Here is a 16,168-nt window from a genome sequence, read left to right as displayed (position 1 = left end):
AAGGATATCATTGCACTTTATTGGAAGCGAACAGGACTAGCATTTTTGCTTGTGAGGTCTATTGTCCCTCTCTTCCACATCGTATTCCTTCATAGAAACATAACGAGAACGTAACGTAGAAGATATAAGAACGAGCCCGTAAGCGTTGTATACATAGTCATACGTGGAAGCCAATATGGAACACTCTTCCCCATTTTTTCAGCTACACTCATCGCAACTACAGACAAGCCTGTTGCCGTCCAAATAATAACGACTTCTCCTGCAAGTGTCATAGCCATTCCTCGGTCAATTCATCTTTCTCACGAAATTTAATCCCCGATTTGGTAGCTACAATCTGATACCGCTCCATTAAATCTTGCCAATTCAATATATCTTCCTCTTCTCCATATAAATCTTCTTCAATTACTTGTGATAAGCTGAAATATCCTTTGTACTCTTTGTTATCAAATACTTCATGGTTCCTCATGTGAGTAAGAATTGATTCCGTTTCTTTTCTAGATCTAGATTCGTTATACATGTGACGTAGTTCTTTTGATGAATATAAATAAGGCGTTGTATTGAGGTAACTATACTGAGAACGCATGTAACCCTCTCCTCTCTTGATATCTACAATGCCATACGGAAGTCCAAGTAGAATTCTTCGTGGGCTTCCGTATGGAAGTAATATAGGTATATGAACCAGAAGGAGGATTATTGCCTGTACACCTGAAATTTATTTTTTAAGAGGACAAAAATGATTTCACTAGAATATACATACTAGGAGGTGGAATAATGCTTCAAAGTAATTTAAAACAAATTGTAGATAAAAAAGGCTTGCGATATGGATTTATAGCGAAGAAAGTAGGTATAGCAAACTCAACAATGACTAATTTGCTGCAAGGCGGAACACCGACACTTTTAGTAGCAATTAGAATAGCTAAGGTTCTTGATATGCGTGTTGAAAATATTTGGATTGAAAAAAATAAGGAGGATACATAATGAAATTTAAGCTTCGTGTTATTTTATTTTTAGCGACTATTTTTTTAGCAATCATTACCTTTTTCGCATTGACTACTAGGGATGATAATAAAATATCTAAAGATGAATTTAAAAACATCCATCAAGGAATGTCTATCCAGGAAGTTCGAAAAATTATTGGCGGTGATGGAGAAGAAAATAAATTAACTGATACTATTACTGAAATTACATATAAATCAATTGACGGTATAACCAACGGAGAGGTTAAATTTTCATTTAAAGATGATAAATTATTTTCTATTGGAGATTTTGCCTACGCTTCATCTGAAAGTAAAACTTATCAATCTGATCAAAATCAAAACTCAAATAATTCCAATGAAAGTCTTTCCACAACAACACTTCCTACAAATAATAATTTAGAAAAAAGGATTAAGGATATTGTAAAATCGAGCATTGGTTCAAAATCATTAACAAATTTAGAAATCAACAAAAATATGGGGACAGCAACTGAAGATGATAAAATTGCTATACTTACTATCCACGCAAGTGATAACCTTACAGATAATATGTTTAAGCAAGGAATGTGGATGGACACACAAAAAATCTTAAAAGGTATAGCCAATGAAAAAGAAATAAGTGAGATTGCTTTCTTTTGGCAATTTGAAACAGTTGATCCATACGGTACTAAGAAAGTTGATAATGTGATGAAAATAATTTTTAATCGCGAAACAATTGATAAAATTAACTTTAGTAATTTTATCTTTGAAAATATCCCTAAAACAGCGACCACTTATTGGGAACACCCATCTTTAAAAAAAGAATAAATTCAAACAAAAATAAGAGCCGTCAAATGACGGCTTTTATTTTTTATAAAACTATTCTTTTGTAGAAAATCACTTCACATACACATAGGCTTCATTTGTTGTTACATAGTATGTTTTGCCTTTACTATTGTGAACTTTATATTGTGGTGAACCATTTACATTTACTTTTGCATCAATTGTAAATCCTAATCCTGCATCTACAGAACCAGCCACATCTTTATCCTGCCAAGATGGAGCATCATAGAATCGTAGGTTATTAACTTTAGAAACAACACGCTTACCTACAATAGAAGAATCCACTGTACTCTTTTTATTAAACTTCACATAAGATGGGTCGTTCTTAATCCACTGCTCTCCACCAAGATTTAACCAACCATCCTTTTCAGCCCATACAACATAAGATTCTGGTTTGTTTAATTGACGAATCTTAGAATAGCTTGTACCCGGTCCTTTTCGTAAGTTAACGTTGTAACCTTCAATATAAGCAATACCGTCTGTTACAGCTGTTGGTACTTCTGCTGGTTTAGATGGTTTTTCAGGTACAGAAACATCAACACTAGAATTGTTATAAGCTCGTTGTACATCAGCACGGAATTGAGCTTCTGATACGCCATGAGACTTTAAGTAATCAAGTGGATCTTCATGATCTGTTCCGCCAAGATATTTCGTCACATCGTAGTGAGTCCATAATCCTTTTTCCACAGATAAACCACGATCACGTAGGATTTTAGCAAGTAACTTCACATATTTATCATAACTGCGTTTGAATTTATCGTAATCTGCTGTTTCGCAAAGTTCAACATGTACAAAGCGTTTATTTGCTCCTGGTCCACCACCATAAGCAATATACTTTGTATCAGCAATTTGGATTGTTTCATTCCAGTCAACTGCATAGTGAACAAATGCGTTTCTCCATGTACGAGACTCATATTTTTGAATATTGATAGCTGGTGCTTCTGGAGTCGCCGTAGAATGAGCTACAACTCCCTCATAAGCGCCAACACCGTAACGATATGGCTGTTTAGGTAAATCTGGAATAATAAGTGTTCTATCAGCAAAAGCGCTTGTTGCAATGGATAAAACTAAAATAACCGCAAAGATTACAGAAGAAATATGTTTTAATGTCTTTTTCATTTTTCATCACCATTCCCCATGATTTTTTGTTTAATATCTGATACATCTTTTGAAAGTGAACCAAATGCTTTTGCCTGTTCTTCGATGACCGCTTGGTTTTTTTCAATCACTTTTTGGTACTGCTCTTCACGCTGCTCATTCTTTTTTTGCGTAGTAAAAAGCATCCACACGAATAACGCTGCGAATGCTCCTTGTTGAACCATTGAATTAAAAATTGCATCCTCCACTGTTCTCATCTCCTTTTTATCAATAAAAAAAGAAGCATACATATGCTCCTGATTAAGCTGCAAAGCAACTTGGATCCATCCCAAATATCTCTGCAATATCTTCTTCACTTCTATCCTTCAGATAAGATTCCGTTGTAGAAATATCAGAATGATTAGCAAGCGATTTTAATTTTTCGAGTGGTACACCTTGCACCTTTAAATTATCTAATCTGCTATGCCGGAAACAGTGGGGATTGACTTTAAACTCTTTCCCTTCCTTTTCGTTCAGCATCTTAGCAAATATCTTGCACCAATAATTAAATACACTTTTGTTTAATTGTCTTCTCTCACCATTCTTATAAACTCGTACAAACAAATCCGGAATGGCATCCTTACCTCGTTGATCTATATATAAACGAATACATTTCTGTACTCGTGGATTGTAATATAATCTAAACTTCTTACCGCGCTTTCCTCTGACCACATTTGTATAATATTGTTCTGTCAGTCCTTCCTTCTGAACCTGGTAAACTTCATTTTTTCTCGCTGCACTGTAATAAGAAAGAGTTAAATACGTTGCCAACATATATTTCTCTTTTTCCAGTAATTCATCAATTAACCAATTAATTTGGTCATCATTAATAAATGTAATTTCTCTAATTGGATTCTTAGGTAAACCACGTACCCTTGAACCTACATTGAATTCATACTCATAGTCATCATCATCAGCGCAAAATTCAAGAGCTGAACGTAATGCGCTCATTAATCCATTCACACGTGCATTTGACATTCCCATCTCCTGAAAAATAATAGATAAATTTCGGATGTCTTTACGTGTTAACTCAGTCAGATTTTTATTTTCGAAGTGTTGATGTATTAGAAACAAAATAATTCGCAAATCCCAACCATATTGTTTTAAAGTGCTTGCCGCTTTCCCTTGTGCTTTCTTTTCAATAAGAAAATCTTTGACTAGGTTTTTGTTTTCTTGGCTAACATGCTTTTCATAAATTACTTGGTCTACTATTCGTTTCACACTGATCATCTCCTCAAAATAAAAAGAGAAGCGAAATCACTCCTCTTGATCTATGAATTGAATTGATTCAAAGCCGTATTTTATGCAAAATAAAAAACAGCTTATGGCTGCTCTGGTTTCTCATTTATTAATTGTTGTACTAATACCTTTAATTCATAAATTTCAGCTTTCATTGAAACTTTCTCAAGTTTTTCTGCTTCAAGTTGTTCTTTAAGAGTGTCAACTTCCTGCTTCCACATACCGTGGTCAAATTGAAGATTTTTAACTTTAAAGTCAACTTCTTGTATTGCTTGAATAGAAATTGCAAACGAGCTATAAAGTGTTACAGCGTCTTTCTGTGGTGTGGTGAATACATCGTCAGAGTCCTCCGCAATCATACCGTAATTAATTGGAAGTGTAATAGACTCCCCTGACTCGAAGCGTTCAACATCTCTTATAAAGTGATACTGTTTGATGTTTACAGAGTTGATTTTATCTAAAGCAGAGAATGGAAGGTCTTCTATGTCCGTTTTAAGCGTACGAGAAGAATTAGGGATAAATTCTTGCGCCCACATACGCCCTGAAGCAGATATATTTTCTTTAGCTCGCAGTGTTCTTAACTCTATATCTCGCCATCCATTACCATACACATCTTTAATTTGTAAATTCATATCATAGCCTGATACAAGACTCGCTCTTAGCATTAATCTTCCCATGTTTAAATCATGATCATTAACGCCATTGGCAAAGTATATACTGTTACCAGTACTTTTTCTATCAAAATGAAACTCACCATAGTCATTTTTAAAATAATGTGGCTCTGTGGTTGTCACTATAAACTTTCCGTATCCTGGAGCCCATCCCACTGAGTTAAAAACAATGTCATTCAAATTATCAAAGTATAATCTTCCGGCTGCATATGCATACAGATGTCCACCGTCATTCTGCATTTGAATATATGATGACCATATATTGGTGCCTTCTGCATTTTCTCCTTTAGAAATCCCAAATTTCGCATACGCTTTAGAAGGTTGATCGACTCCATTAATTCGTGGCATGACTTGATAAATATAAAACGATCCTGTACCAGCGTATTTTCTATTATCAGAACCAAGGACTAATGAAGGTTGAATACTTCCATCATTTGCTTCCATAAATCCTATATAACCACGCGGCCTATCTGCATCGAAAATCTTCATGTCTTGCTTATTTATTTCAACAAATCTGTTTCCACTTGTTTTAAGTGTTACCCCTTCTAAAACCTGTCCTTTAATATGATTCGCTGTAATAAAACCTACTAAGTTAATCCTGTTCGCATTCAAAGTAATGTTTTCTTTACTCATATTGAATGCTGCAATTACATCGTTCTCTTTTACAGATAGACTAACGCCCTTTTCAGTTAACTGAAGACGGGTTTCCATATCTCTTACATAAGAATCTTTTGCAAATTGTCCATTTGCTTGCTCTATTGTGTATACTTCTTTCTTTTTTGCTGCGGCATTGATACCCTCTTCATTTATAGTGAAACGGTTGTCGACCATAGTCATTTTCTGATTAAATTGTTCCGTTGCAAGTTTATTAGCTAGTTCGCCCAGCAAATCTTGTTTATTTTTATCGACTGTTTGCTTCAACTCAGGTATCTTAAATCCAGCAACATAATTCTCTACTTGTTTAAGCTCAACTTTTGCACCGATTGCTGTTGCCTGTTGTTCAATTTTTGTATTTGCATCAGTAAGCTTTTTCCCTTGATCTGATACTACATTATTTAAATTGCCCACTGTGGAAGATAATCCAGTTGCTGTTTGCTCCACTGTAGTCATGCGCTTTTCGAATCCATCTTGACTATTCTTCACCTTAGATACAGTATTTGTTACACCATCCACACTTTTTTCAATCTCGGTTGTTTTTTTAGTGAATTCATCATTCGTTACTTGATTTTCTGGAGCTGGTGTCCAATCCTGTGGCTTATTACCTTTATATAAAGCTACCCATTCTACAATGGCTTTTGTAGTGTTACTTGGAAAGTTATATAGGCTCAACTTCCTTTCATTTCCACTCGTTACTGCTACAGCTTTAAAAGTTACATAGGTAACTCCATTCGCATAAACACTTGTTGCATATCCAACATTACTAGACCCACCATTCATCCAAATACCAAACTTTTGACTTGCAGGTACACTCCCTTTAATTACAAAAGTATATTCTTCACCTGCAACAAAATTTTCAGTTAGCGAAAATACATTGATTAAATAATCCGTTTTTTCGTATTTAGCATTTGAATCTAATAACAGATTACGTCCACCGGCTTTATCGCTATTAACCTTTGTTTCTACAGTTGTTAACTTTTCACTAATCTTTCCTGCTTGTTCTTTAACTTCAGTTGTGGTCTTCTTTAGATCATTAGTTGTTTGCTCCACTTCAGAAATAGTCTTCTTTGTACCTTCTACAGTTTGTTCGACCGTATTTAATTTATTGCTGATATCATTATCTTTTTTTGTTAACGATTCAATAGATGTTTTAAACCCATTAGAATCCTGTTCAAACTTAGTTACTTTTTTATCAATTTCACCTTGTTTATTTTCGATATTAGAAATTGTACGACTGACACCTTGTAAACCTTCCTGTACTTCATTGAATTGTCCTGTAGCTTGATTCTGTGCTTCTTGTACCTTTTGGTTTAATTCTGCTTTTGTGGACTCAATATTTTTATTAACCTGCTCAAGTGTTTCTTTTTTAACGGATTCAACATCTGGCACAACCGATTCCCAAACTGTACCTGTCCATATTTTTAAAATGCCGGGCTTTCCGTTACTCATATCACGCCATAGCGTTTTATTAGGTTTAAGCCCTGTTGTTGGTGGATTCTTAGCTTCTATAATTTCAACAGTATTGTTTTTAATATTCTCTTGTACCTTTTCAGCAAGTGTTTTCGCTGCTTCTGATTCTTTCTTAGCGTTACTTGCTGTTTCATTCGCTTCTTTCACCAATTTATCTAGCTGATCCAGCATTTCTTGTTTCTCGCCGAATTTACTAAGGATTCGATTGTAAATTTTTCGTAATTCTTCGTTCGGATCAGTAATTTCACGATAATCACCAAACACATATTTATCTTGTGTAGGATCCGTAAAAGATTCATCACCGGCAATTACACGTGCTTCAAGGTATAACTTAGGTGTGAAGCCCGTATCTTTAATTCGGATCGTATCGCCCTCGTTAATGAGTTCATGTGCTAGTCCGAAAATACGTCCAATCGATTGTGCCTCTACTTCATACGAAACGGAAGAATTGACACGCTTTTTTAATTCTATTTCCATTAACGTCATTAAACGTTGTGGCGTCATATTTAACTCTTCTGTTTCTGGCGTATAAAAACCAAACTTATGCTTACCACGTTCATTCCATCGTTGAAATGCATCATTATCTACAATATAAGGAAGTCCCCTGTTGATACTTTCGATGGTAATTACATTGTCGCCTTCACCTTTCACAAATCCAACTAACGCTGTACAAATATCTCTTGAATGTTCAATACGTGTAACACCTATCAAATCTTTACCCAACTCTATTTCTTTACCAGTATCTCGGCCACGCCTTTGAATCATATCGACATACCATCCAACTATTTGTGACCCTTGAACCTCAACGCGGTATTGAATTTCTAATTTGAACAAGGAAGCTATTTTCTTTAAAAAAGTTAACGGATCCATAAATTCATCAATGGTCATAGTATGAAAACCCGCATAATCTGTTTTCCCACGTTTCCATTTCATACCTACAAGAGCCATATCAATAAATTCGTTTACTGTTTTGCCTTCTATCCTTTGTGGTTTTATAATGCCTGATTTAGCAATTTGAACCCAAGCTCCTGAAGCATATGTGGTAATAGATCGTTTGGCTGAATTCTTCTCTGTTTCCGTAATAACATATGGTACGATTCTTCCATCACGTACTTCTTTTAGAACAAGATTTTGTTGTTGTAATGTAGCTGAATGTGTAGTTCCATCAAAAACAGTGAAATCCAACATATCAACATTGTTTTTCAGTTCCCAATGCCTTTTGTCATCCCAATAGTCATTTGGCTGGATAGCTGCAACGATTTGATCTGTTTTAAAATCCACAACATGCAAAATGCCGCTTGGTGTTCTCATCTATATCTCTCCCTATAACTAACGGTCGCTTTAAGATCTGGTGGCATTATTTCGATTAAATTTTCGCCACGTATTACAGTTGGAAAATTACTAAAAATGTCTTTTAAATTAATTGCATTCTTACCGTTAATTGTTACAAGACTTTTTTCTGTATCAATAATAATTTTGTCTCTTGCATCAAAAATGTAAGGCGGATCGTTTTTGGTATTTAAATTTACTTTCCAAAACTTTAAATCACTAACTGACATCGCTTCTACGGGCGGAACATCTTGCCATTGCATAATACTAATCTGAATTTGTGCAGCTTTTTCCATATGGTAGTTATTTTCATCTGTCCACCGCGCAAAACGTTCTGAATCATCTTTCTCTGTCCCTGGTAAGAATTTTGAAATATAAGCTTCCCATACATTTCCTGTTCTAGCTATCCACAATCGACCAAAATACTGATTCCATGTATTCGGATAATCACCACTCTCATAAATCAGTCCTGTTTTTCCCGGCTTGTTATCATATCCAATAACCATCGTTCCGAAATTTTGTTCAGCTTGCCAAAAGAGGTCGTTCATAGCAATTTTTGAAAGAACCTTGCTATTTTCATCAAGTATCGCTATCTCCACTCGGCCCATTTCATTAATCTTTTTACTCTTACATGTAACATAAGCTTGCATAATGAAATCTTGTACTGGACCGCCAGGTATATTTTTTTTAACAGCTGCACCATGCCATCCTTTGCTTGTACTGGTACCAAAATCAGAACAATAGAATTGGTATTTATCGGACTTCATTTCACCAACCGGATCACCATCTTCCATTGAACTGACTTTACTCCAACCTACAGTGGTAGCCATTTCATCCCATATAAGCCTTTGATTTCTTTCGACAGGTAGTTGCTCTATTTTTAAGGGATAACCGATTCTGAAGTAATCACGATTATAAGGGGACTCACCAAACCACACATCTAAAAATGTACTTGGTTTCTGTGCTTCGATTTCAATAATTGGAGGTGCTTCTATATTCCCTTGATTAATAAAAGAAGTTGTAACTTCAGTATCACCTTTTTGAGAGAACGTGTGAATATTTTGTTTTCCTAATTTATATGGCATTGGACAAACAAAAGTAATAACGCCTTTACCTCTATTAATTATTTCATCCAAGTCAGCAGAACCATCGATTAATGCTAGATAAGTCCTATCTAATTCATCATCAAAAACAAGTTCAGCAGGTTGCTCTGTATAAAGCCAATCCGCTAAATCTTCTTTTACCTTTTGTAAATCAGCCATATCTTTTTTCGCTTTAATTACAAGAGGAACATCAATACGACGTTCCTCCGTTTCTGTATGAAGAAAAAGAGCCCCTGCGCGATGAGGGACTCTTACTAATTTTCTTTTAACTGGAGCCCAGGAAGGGCGTTTTCTTCCAACTAGCATTTGAATATAATCTTTTCTGATCTTATTAAAAGTAAAACTGAGTTTCCCCACCATGCTCACCACCCTTAAAATTCCGCTCTTCTTTTTTGGTCACGATCTTGAAGCTTTGTCGTATATGCGTAACTTCCGTTCGCTAGTTCTTTTCCATCTAAAACGTTTGTCATATTCACCGTTACATTCAGTTCTTGTTCTCTACCTGATCTATCCGAGAACATAGTTTTTGCTGTAGGTGCGTTGTTATAAGGTGATTGTAGTTGCGTATAACCATTGAAATCAGCAAGTGTATTATGCGGGATACTATAATGCGAAGTTTGGAATCCAAAATCAAAAACAGATGGCATATTCCCCATCTGCTTCTTAACGGTTCCGACTACATTTTTTGCTGCATCGACAACAAATCGTTTCCCTTTATCCATACCAACTCCAACACCCTCTGGAACTGCGCTACCGACTGGAATCATCACTTTAGATGGACTGTTAATTTCTAACGCTCCAGAAATAGTCTTTTTAATCTCTCCAGCAATGCTTTTCGCCTTACTATATAACCCACCTGTCGCATCATCCAAACCTTTTTCAAGACCTTCTATAATTGATTTACCGACGGAACGTAGATTTATAGTGCTGAAGAATTTTTCAACTGTATTCCACTTATCTTCAATATCGCTCTTTATCTCCCGCATTTTATCATTAACAGCTTTTTTCTGCTCTTCAAATTTTCTTGAAACTGTATTTTTTATTTCTTCCACCTTGTTGTCGGCTGAAGTTTTGGTTTCTTCCCACCATTTCGTTATACCTGACCAAGTTTCTTTCATCTTTTGAACGACATCATCTTTCATTACTTGGTATTTGGATTTTATCTGACCAGTTTCCCAATCAACTTGATTTGCATGTTCTCCTGCTTGCGCTTTTGCTTCACTTACAATTTCCTTATGCTTATCTCTTGCTGTAGAAACCGTGCTATTATATTGACGATTTGCTTCTGCGATAGCTGCATCCGCTTCTTCTTTATTAAGTGTTCCTGACTCATCTCGTAGACGTATCGCATATGCGATTTTATCATCTCGAGTCTTTTTCGCATCTTCAATAACCTTATCTCTTGCTTTGGCACTATTTTCAACAACTTCTGCTGCTTGTCTAGCTGTAATTTCACTAGCTTGTACTCGCATATTCTCATAAATAACCTTTTGTTCCATTTGATTTTTAGACATATGTTGGATAGCTGTCCTATCCATTTCGTCTTGTAAAGCTTGTAAAGAAATCCTTTCAGATGTAGTAAATTCACGCTTTTCATTTGCTGCTGTTTGAATGATTTCTTTGATTTTATTTTCTTTTTCTTGTGTTTTTAACTTTTCTTGTTCGTAATGTTGATTCATTTGTTCAATCCGCTTATTTTCTTCTTCCGCGGTTAACACATAAGAATCCGCAAAGAACTTTTTAAGTCCCTCAACTTCTTTTTGTTGTCTTGCGTTTGTTTTTTCTATAATCGTGTTACCTAACTTGTCATATTGGCCAATTAACTTCTGCGACTGTTCTTCTGTTATTACTTCATGGTTCAATCTAATTTCAGTCAACTTTTGTCTAATGCCATCAGACAGCTTGAAATACTCACCAAGAACTTTCTTTGTAGAAGAACTTACTTTCCCTTCTGTATTTGTAGCAAAGCGATCTACAGAAGCAATACTGTCTTCAGTTGCTTTTTGATACCCTTTATATGCTAATACCCCAACACCAACAGCGGCCGCTACCACACCTAAAGCAATTGCTACTGGTCCTAAAGCTGCGGTTAATATTCCTAAAACTGCGCCCGTTACACTAGTAGCCGCTGTAGCTACACCCATTGCTATTGCTAAAGAACCAATGCCAGAAACAACCATACCGATTGCCCCCATTATTACTCCGATAACAGTAGCAACCGCTGTTAGCGCAAGAACAATACCACCTGTAATTGCAATGGCCTTTTGTACTGGCCCTGGTAATGAGTTAAATCCATCTACAAGCTTCTGCAATCCAGCAACAAAAACACTAACCACAGGGGCAAGCGCATCACCAATTGTCTTTTTCATTGTCGAAAACGCTGAATCTAGTAATGTAAGACGTCCCTTTAATGTATCAATCTTAGTGGCTGCAACCTCAGCTGCTGTCACTTTTGACATGGCATCCCACATGCTGTTTACCCCATTCGCACCTTCTTTGAAAAGAATAGTTGCACCACGTACAGCATCCGAACCAAAGAGTGTCTCTAAAGCCATACTACGTTGCTGGTCTGTTAAATCTTTCATCGATTCATGAAGGGTTCCTGAAATATTTTCTAAACTTTGAATATGCCCCTGTTGATCATAGAATTTCGATGATAGGAAAGCGGAGCTTGTTGCTAATTCACGAAATGTTGTTTCACATTTTTTATTCCATTTCTTCGCTCCTTCTGTCTTCATTACATATCCTTCAAGAGCTGTTTCAATGTCTCCCACACTTCTAGACGCTGGTGTAACTCCATTTTTAACCAAGAAATCAAATCCTGCTTGCGCATTATAAGTGATGAGCCCCAGATCTTTCATTTGGTTATATGCTTCTTTAGTAGTGGGGTTCAACCTCATCAGCATCGTTTTTAAAGATGTACCTGCATCTGAACCTTTTAAACCATTCTGCGCAAATACAGCTAGAGTTGTAGCTGTATCTTTAAACGTCATCCCTGCTCCTGCTGCTACTGCCGATGATGCCGCTAAACCATATTTCAGCTCACGTACATCTGTAGCTGAAGCATTAGCGGCTCCAGATAAAATGTTTGCTGCATCCGCAACAGAAAGATGATCTGCTTTAAATGCATTTAAGGCTGTGGATGCAATCTCTGCCGCTTCACCTAATTCTAGTTCTCCTGCTGTCGCTAAGTTAAGAGCACCTTCTAAACCACCATTTATAATATCTGTTAAACTAACTCCAGCTTTTATTAATTCCTCTATACCTTGTCCTGCTTGAACACTAGAGTATTTTGTTGTTTCTCCCATGTTGACAGCTAATTCGCTTAATTTCTTCATTTCTTCTCCAGTAGAGCCAGATACAGCTTTCACATTGGCCATTTGTTGCTCGAAATTCATGGATTCTTCTACAGCTGATTTTAAACCCCGACCTATTGCATAAGTCATTCCGCCAAACACCATACCGATTTGCATTCCTGCATTTTGCAAATGATTACCTAATGTCTCCATACGATTACCAAAATTCAATAAACGATTACCTTGCTGCTCTAATTCACGATTTGACTGCTGTAACCCAGTTTCAAATCTATTAAGTTCAGCTGTAGCACGATGAATTTGTTCAGCATAATGTTGTGCCGATTGACTCGCTTCGCCTTCTTCAGTTTTTGCGCGATTATAGGCTTGTTGAAGTTCCCTAATCTTTTCTTTCTGCTTATCCACCATGCGAGTGAGAACATCAATTTTTGCCCGTGTTTGCTCTGTTGCATTAGAAAAACCGCCCATACCTGTTGTAATAGACTGAAATTCAGCCTGTAAGGATTTCAAAGAGTTATTTAACTTGTCCATCCCTTTTTGTTCAGCTTGACGGTTTACTTGCTTTAATTCATTTTCAAATCTATTTAAATCCGCAACTGCTTTATTCACTTGCGAAGCATATCGCTGGGTTGCTGCATCATTTTCACCTAATTTAGCCTTATTTTGATCGTAGGCTTGTCGCAAAGCTCTAACTTTTTCTTTTTGTGCTTCAATAAGCCTGCTGAGTGTATTCATTTTCGCTTGCGTTTGTTGACTAGCATTTGCGAAGCCACCCATTCCTGTACTTACAGATTTCAGCTCATTCTGTAATGTTCTAACCGCACGTCCTGAGTTTGCTATACCTTGACGAAAATTTACATTATCAAGGGACAGCCTAACGACTAAATTATTCATTTCATTCGCCATCATCTTCCCCCTTATTAGATAATGTTTTCTGCTGGAACTTCAATTTCATTTGAATTCTGATTTCCACTATTTGAAGGATCTTGTTCACGATATTTTTGGTTTAGCCTTAAATAATGCCAGATATCCATTTCGTTATCGATATGATGGTGTTTATACCCCATGCCCATCAACTTAAGGATAGAAACTCTACGGTTTTCCATTAATTGAAATGAACAAACTTTTAAACAGTATAATCCTCTTAAAAATGAGCATACGAAATAAACCCTAACGGGTTTCATTTTTTTCTTATGCAGCTTTCTTTTGTTTTCTCAATCCATTATACTCATAGACAACACCCATAATATCAAAGATAGTTTTCTTCTCATATCGATGGGATTTCCGGCCATTTTTCTTTAGTAGGGTAAACAGGCGGATTAAAACCTTTGTTATTATACGGGTGTTTCTCTGTATCGCTTGATATAACAGGGATAGATGATCTTGAATCATCCCAATTGCTTTATATTCGCTTAGTTCTCTTTTGTGCTTTTGCAACAGAAGTTGGCGCATCTTAAACATCGTGGAAGAACATATAAAAATGGCAATGAGTTTTCCATACACATGGCATTCTAATCGCTCTTGTTTGATAGTTTGCCAATGATGAATTTGAAATAGAGATTTCCACGTTTTAAATATGATTTGTCGGGTAAAAGACTGGCGCGGTATCAGTTGTGATCCGTTTCCAGCCTCTCCCCATAAGAACTGCTCGTGAGGTTTTCCCTCAAGCAGCTCACCCCATAAACTTCATCAAAAGGGTTATGAGACCTATCAAATGGCAGACACTTTCATCGGAAACTCTCTGCACTTTTCAGGGGAAGGACTTTCCAGTCCCAGTAAAGCCCCAGTACACCATAGAGATATTCGTTACTCCATCTCTGCCATCCGATGCTACGCTTTCGTCGTCGTTTCCTTCTCGTTAACAGTGTGCGAATTTTCATCTCCGTATAATCACGTACTTCACTGAAAGCTTGACTAGAGTTCCCAACCCGGAAGTAGTTCACCCATCCAGTCAGTACGGCATTGATTTGTTTTATTAAGTCTTGTGCTGGCTTCGCTCCTGCGTTTTGAATGAGTTCGCGAATTTTTGCTTTCACTGTCGTGCGAGCTTTCTTCTTCGGGATCATGAAAACGAAGAATCCATTCTTATTTCGGTTCGGTATTCGTCTCAGGTCAAATCCTAAAAATCCGAAGGATTCTCCTTTTAGGACATTGACCATCTGAGTCTTCTCCAGATTCAGTTCAACTCCCAAAGGCTTTAACTGTTCCCACAGTCGTCGTAATGCCAGTTCAGCCCATCCACTTTTACTGGAGTGTCCGCTTACAGCGATAACTATATCGTCGGCAAAACGGTGATAGTTTACAGCTTCGTAATTGCCATCAGCTGTTTTACGTCGAATGGTATCAAATGTCCAATCCACTTCATTGAGGTAAATGTTCGCGGCTAGTGGAGAAAATGGTCCCCCTTGCGGGACACCGATCTTTCCTGTTGCCTTAATTACCTGTTTTACAAGATGCATAACCTGTGGGTCTTGGACACGTTTCGCGATTTTCTCCAATAATATGTTGTGTCGGATTGTATCAAAGTAGCGTGACAAATCAACATCAATTATTATGGTCATACGGCGCAATATACTGCGTCGTACTTCTGCCAATGCCTGATGTGGAGAGCGTTTCGGCCGAAACCCATACGAGTTTGGACAGAAATCAGCTTCAAAAATTGCTTCTAATATGAGTTTTAGCGCTCCTTGTACTACACGATCTCGTATACACGGAATTTGCAGAGTTCGCATTTTGCCGTTTGTCTTTGGGATTTCTACTTTTCGATTGGCTTGTGGTTGGTATATTCCAGCTTGTAATTCTTCTTGAATACCCGTTAAGAATGGGATAACTCCTTCTAGTTCTATATCAGCAAAACTTTTTCCATCAATGCCTGGGGCACCATTGTTTTTCCTCGCCTGTTGATATGCTTCGTGAAGGGTTGTAATTTTGGTAATGTGGGTAAATATCCCCCAAAACCGGTGCGTAGGTTCAGACTTCGCCTTTCGATAGATTCGTTGCCTTAGTTCCTGCAAAGTGATGGGTGTTTTTGTCATAGCACCCTTGCCTCCTTTAGTCATACGAAATGTTTACAGGTTCGGATCCTTTCCTCCCCGCGTGTTTTGCTGCACGCAGATCTCTGGTACTACGATCCGTTCCGCCACCCTGACACCTACCGTTCTCACTTCCCGATCGCGGTTATAGAGACGGTCTCCTCGATGAGATTTCTTCATCGGGTGTCGAGGGCTTCTCCAGTTTCCACATTATCTTTCTCTCCATGTCGCCGCTGATACCCCGCCGGTGAGAACTGCCGTTCCAGACTCGTTTCGGTCAGTTCTTGTTGCTTTCGCACGTTATCGACCGTCTCAGCCACCGGAATTGCGTGTAACGAGGCTACATCTACGTTCACTGTACGTTACAACCTGGAGATTTGCCCACATGCCTTTTGCATGTGATGTCAGAGGGCTTCGCCA

Annotated in this window: 11 protein-coding genes and 1 pseudogene; 2 read left to right on the top strand and 10 right to left on the bottom strand. The window is 37.3% G+C overall.

The features are described 5' to 3' along the window. Positions 1–89: 89 nt before the first annotated feature. Together ACXKY9_RS09725 and ACXKY9_RS09720 are read right to left on the bottom strand one after the other, a co-directional pair. Positions 90–272: a hypothetical protein gene (locus ACXKY9_RS09725; RefSeq protein WP_000170790.1), complete on the bottom strand. Its 183-nt coding sequence runs from the start codon at positions 270–272 to the stop codon at positions 90–92. Beyond that, positions 269–583 carry a hypothetical protein gene (locus tag ACXKY9_RS09720; protein ID WP_001257568.1) on the bottom strand — a complete coding sequence of 105 codons (315 nt, stop codon included), beginning with the start codon at positions 581–583 and terminating at the stop codon, positions 269–271. Before ACXKY9_RS09720 ends, ACXKY9_RS09725 begins: the two co-directional genes overlap by 4 nt. A 188-nt stretch (positions 584–771) precedes the next feature. Here ACXKY9_RS09720 and ACXKY9_RS09715 point away from each other — a divergent pair, with 188 nt between their 5' ends. Together ACXKY9_RS09715 and ACXKY9_RS09710 are read left to right on the top strand one after the other, a co-directional pair. Beyond that, positions 772–978 carry a helix-turn-helix transcriptional regulator gene (locus tag ACXKY9_RS09715; protein WP_000941958.1) on the top strand — a complete coding sequence of 69 codons (207 nt, stop codon included), beginning with the start codon at positions 772–774 and terminating at the stop codon, positions 976–978. Continuing rightward, on the top strand, positions 978–1,781 hold the full coding sequence (locus ACXKY9_RS09710; RefSeq protein ID WP_000669561.1) for a hypothetical protein: 804 nt from the start codon (positions 978–980) through the stop codon (positions 1,779–1,781). Before ACXKY9_RS09715 ends, ACXKY9_RS09710 begins: the two co-directional genes overlap by 1 nt. A gap of 69 nt (positions 1,782–1,850) precedes the next feature. Here ACXKY9_RS09710 and ACXKY9_RS09705 read toward each other — a convergent pair whose 3' ends face one another. From ACXKY9_RS09705 to ltrA, 8 genes and pseudogenes are all read right to left on the bottom strand, one after another. Next, positions 1,851–2,915 carry an N-acetylmuramoyl-L-alanine amidase gene (locus ACXKY9_RS09705; protein WP_000751888.1) on the bottom strand — a complete coding sequence of 355 codons (1,065 nt, stop codon included), beginning with the start codon at positions 2,913–2,915 and terminating at the stop codon, positions 1,851–1,853. Further along, a complete protein-coding gene (locus tag ACXKY9_RS09700; RefSeq protein WP_000389067.1) occupies positions 2,912–3,142 on the bottom strand; it encodes a BhlA/UviB family holin-like peptide in 231 nt (76 codons plus the stop codon). The genes ACXKY9_RS09705 and ACXKY9_RS09700 overlap by 4 nt, the downstream gene beginning before the upstream one ends. 52 nt (positions 3,143–3,194) lie before the next feature. After that, positions 3,195–4,154, bottom strand: a complete 960-nt coding sequence (locus ACXKY9_RS09695) for a tyrosine-type recombinase/integrase (protein WP_000822831.1) — start codon at positions 4,152–4,154, stop codon at positions 3,195–3,197. A 101-nt stretch (positions 4,155–4,255) separates the two neighbouring features. Then, entirely contained in the window at positions 4,256–8,281 is a 4,026-nt protein-coding gene (locus tag ACXKY9_RS09690) for a phage tail spike protein (protein WP_038413468.1), read from the bottom strand. Then, the gene (locus ACXKY9_RS09685) at positions 8,278–9,762 is read right to left on the bottom strand and encodes a distal tail protein Dit (protein ID WP_038413466.1); all 1,485 of its coding nucleotides are present in this window, start codon (positions 9,760–9,762) and stop codon (positions 8,278–8,280) included. Before ACXKY9_RS09685 ends, ACXKY9_RS09690 begins: the two co-directional genes overlap by 4 nt. An 11-nt stretch (positions 9,763–9,773) precedes the next feature. Then, the gene (locus tag ACXKY9_RS09680; RefSeq protein WP_038415467.1) at positions 9,774–13,622 is read right to left on the bottom strand and encodes a phage tail tape measure protein; all 3,849 of its coding nucleotides are present in this window, start codon (positions 13,620–13,622) and stop codon (positions 9,774–9,776) included. A 285-nt stretch (positions 13,623–13,907) separates the two neighbouring features. Further along, a pseudogene (locus tag ACXKY9_RS09675) lies at positions 13,908–14,300 on the bottom strand (IS4 family transposase); the annotation flags it as partial. Between the two features lie 143 nt (positions 14,301–14,443). After that, positions 14,444–15,751: a group II intron reverse transcriptase/maturase gene (ltrA, locus tag ACXKY9_RS09670; protein WP_000169371.1), complete on the bottom strand. Its 1,308-nt coding sequence runs from the start codon at positions 15,749–15,751 to the stop codon at positions 14,444–14,446. Between the last annotated feature and the right edge of the window lie 417 nt (positions 15,752–16,168).

Source organism: Bacillus sp. 2175 (genome assembly GCF_057812155.1).
This window is presented reverse-complemented; position numbering and strand designations above follow the sequence as displayed.

Coding starts and splice junctions, on each gene's coding strand:
- ACXKY9_RS09725 (WP_000170790.1), bottom strand. CDS start 272: ATGACACTTGCAGGAGAAGTCGTTATTATTTGGACGGCAACAGGCTTG.
- ACXKY9_RS09720 (WP_001257568.1), bottom strand. CDS start 583: ATGCGTTCTCAGTATAGTTACCTCAATACAACGCCTTATTTATATTCA.
- ACXKY9_RS09715 (WP_000941958.1), top strand. CDS start 772: ATGCTTCAAAGTAATTTAAAACAAATTGTAGATAAAAAAGGCTTGCGA.
- ACXKY9_RS09710 (WP_000669561.1), top strand. CDS start 978: ATGAAATTTAAGCTTCGTGTTATTTTATTTTTAGCGACTATTTTTTTA.
- ACXKY9_RS09705 (WP_000751888.1), bottom strand. CDS start 2,915: ATGAAAAAGACATTAAAACATATTTCTTCTGTAATCTTTGCGGTTATT.
- ACXKY9_RS09690 (WP_038413468.1), bottom strand. CDS start 8,281: ATGAGAACACCAAGCGGCATTTTGCATGTTGTGGATTTTAAAACAGAT.
- ACXKY9_RS09685 (WP_038413466.1), bottom strand. CDS start 9,762: ATGGTGGGGAAACTCAGTTTTACTTTTAATAAGATCAGAAAAGATTAT.
- ACXKY9_RS09680 (WP_038415467.1), bottom strand. CDS start 13,622: ATGGCGAATGAAATGAATAATTTAGTCGTTAGGCTGTCCCTTGATAAT.
- ltrA (WP_000169371.1), bottom strand. CDS start 15,751: ATGACAAAAACACCCATCACTTTGCAGGAACTAAGGCAACGAATCTAT.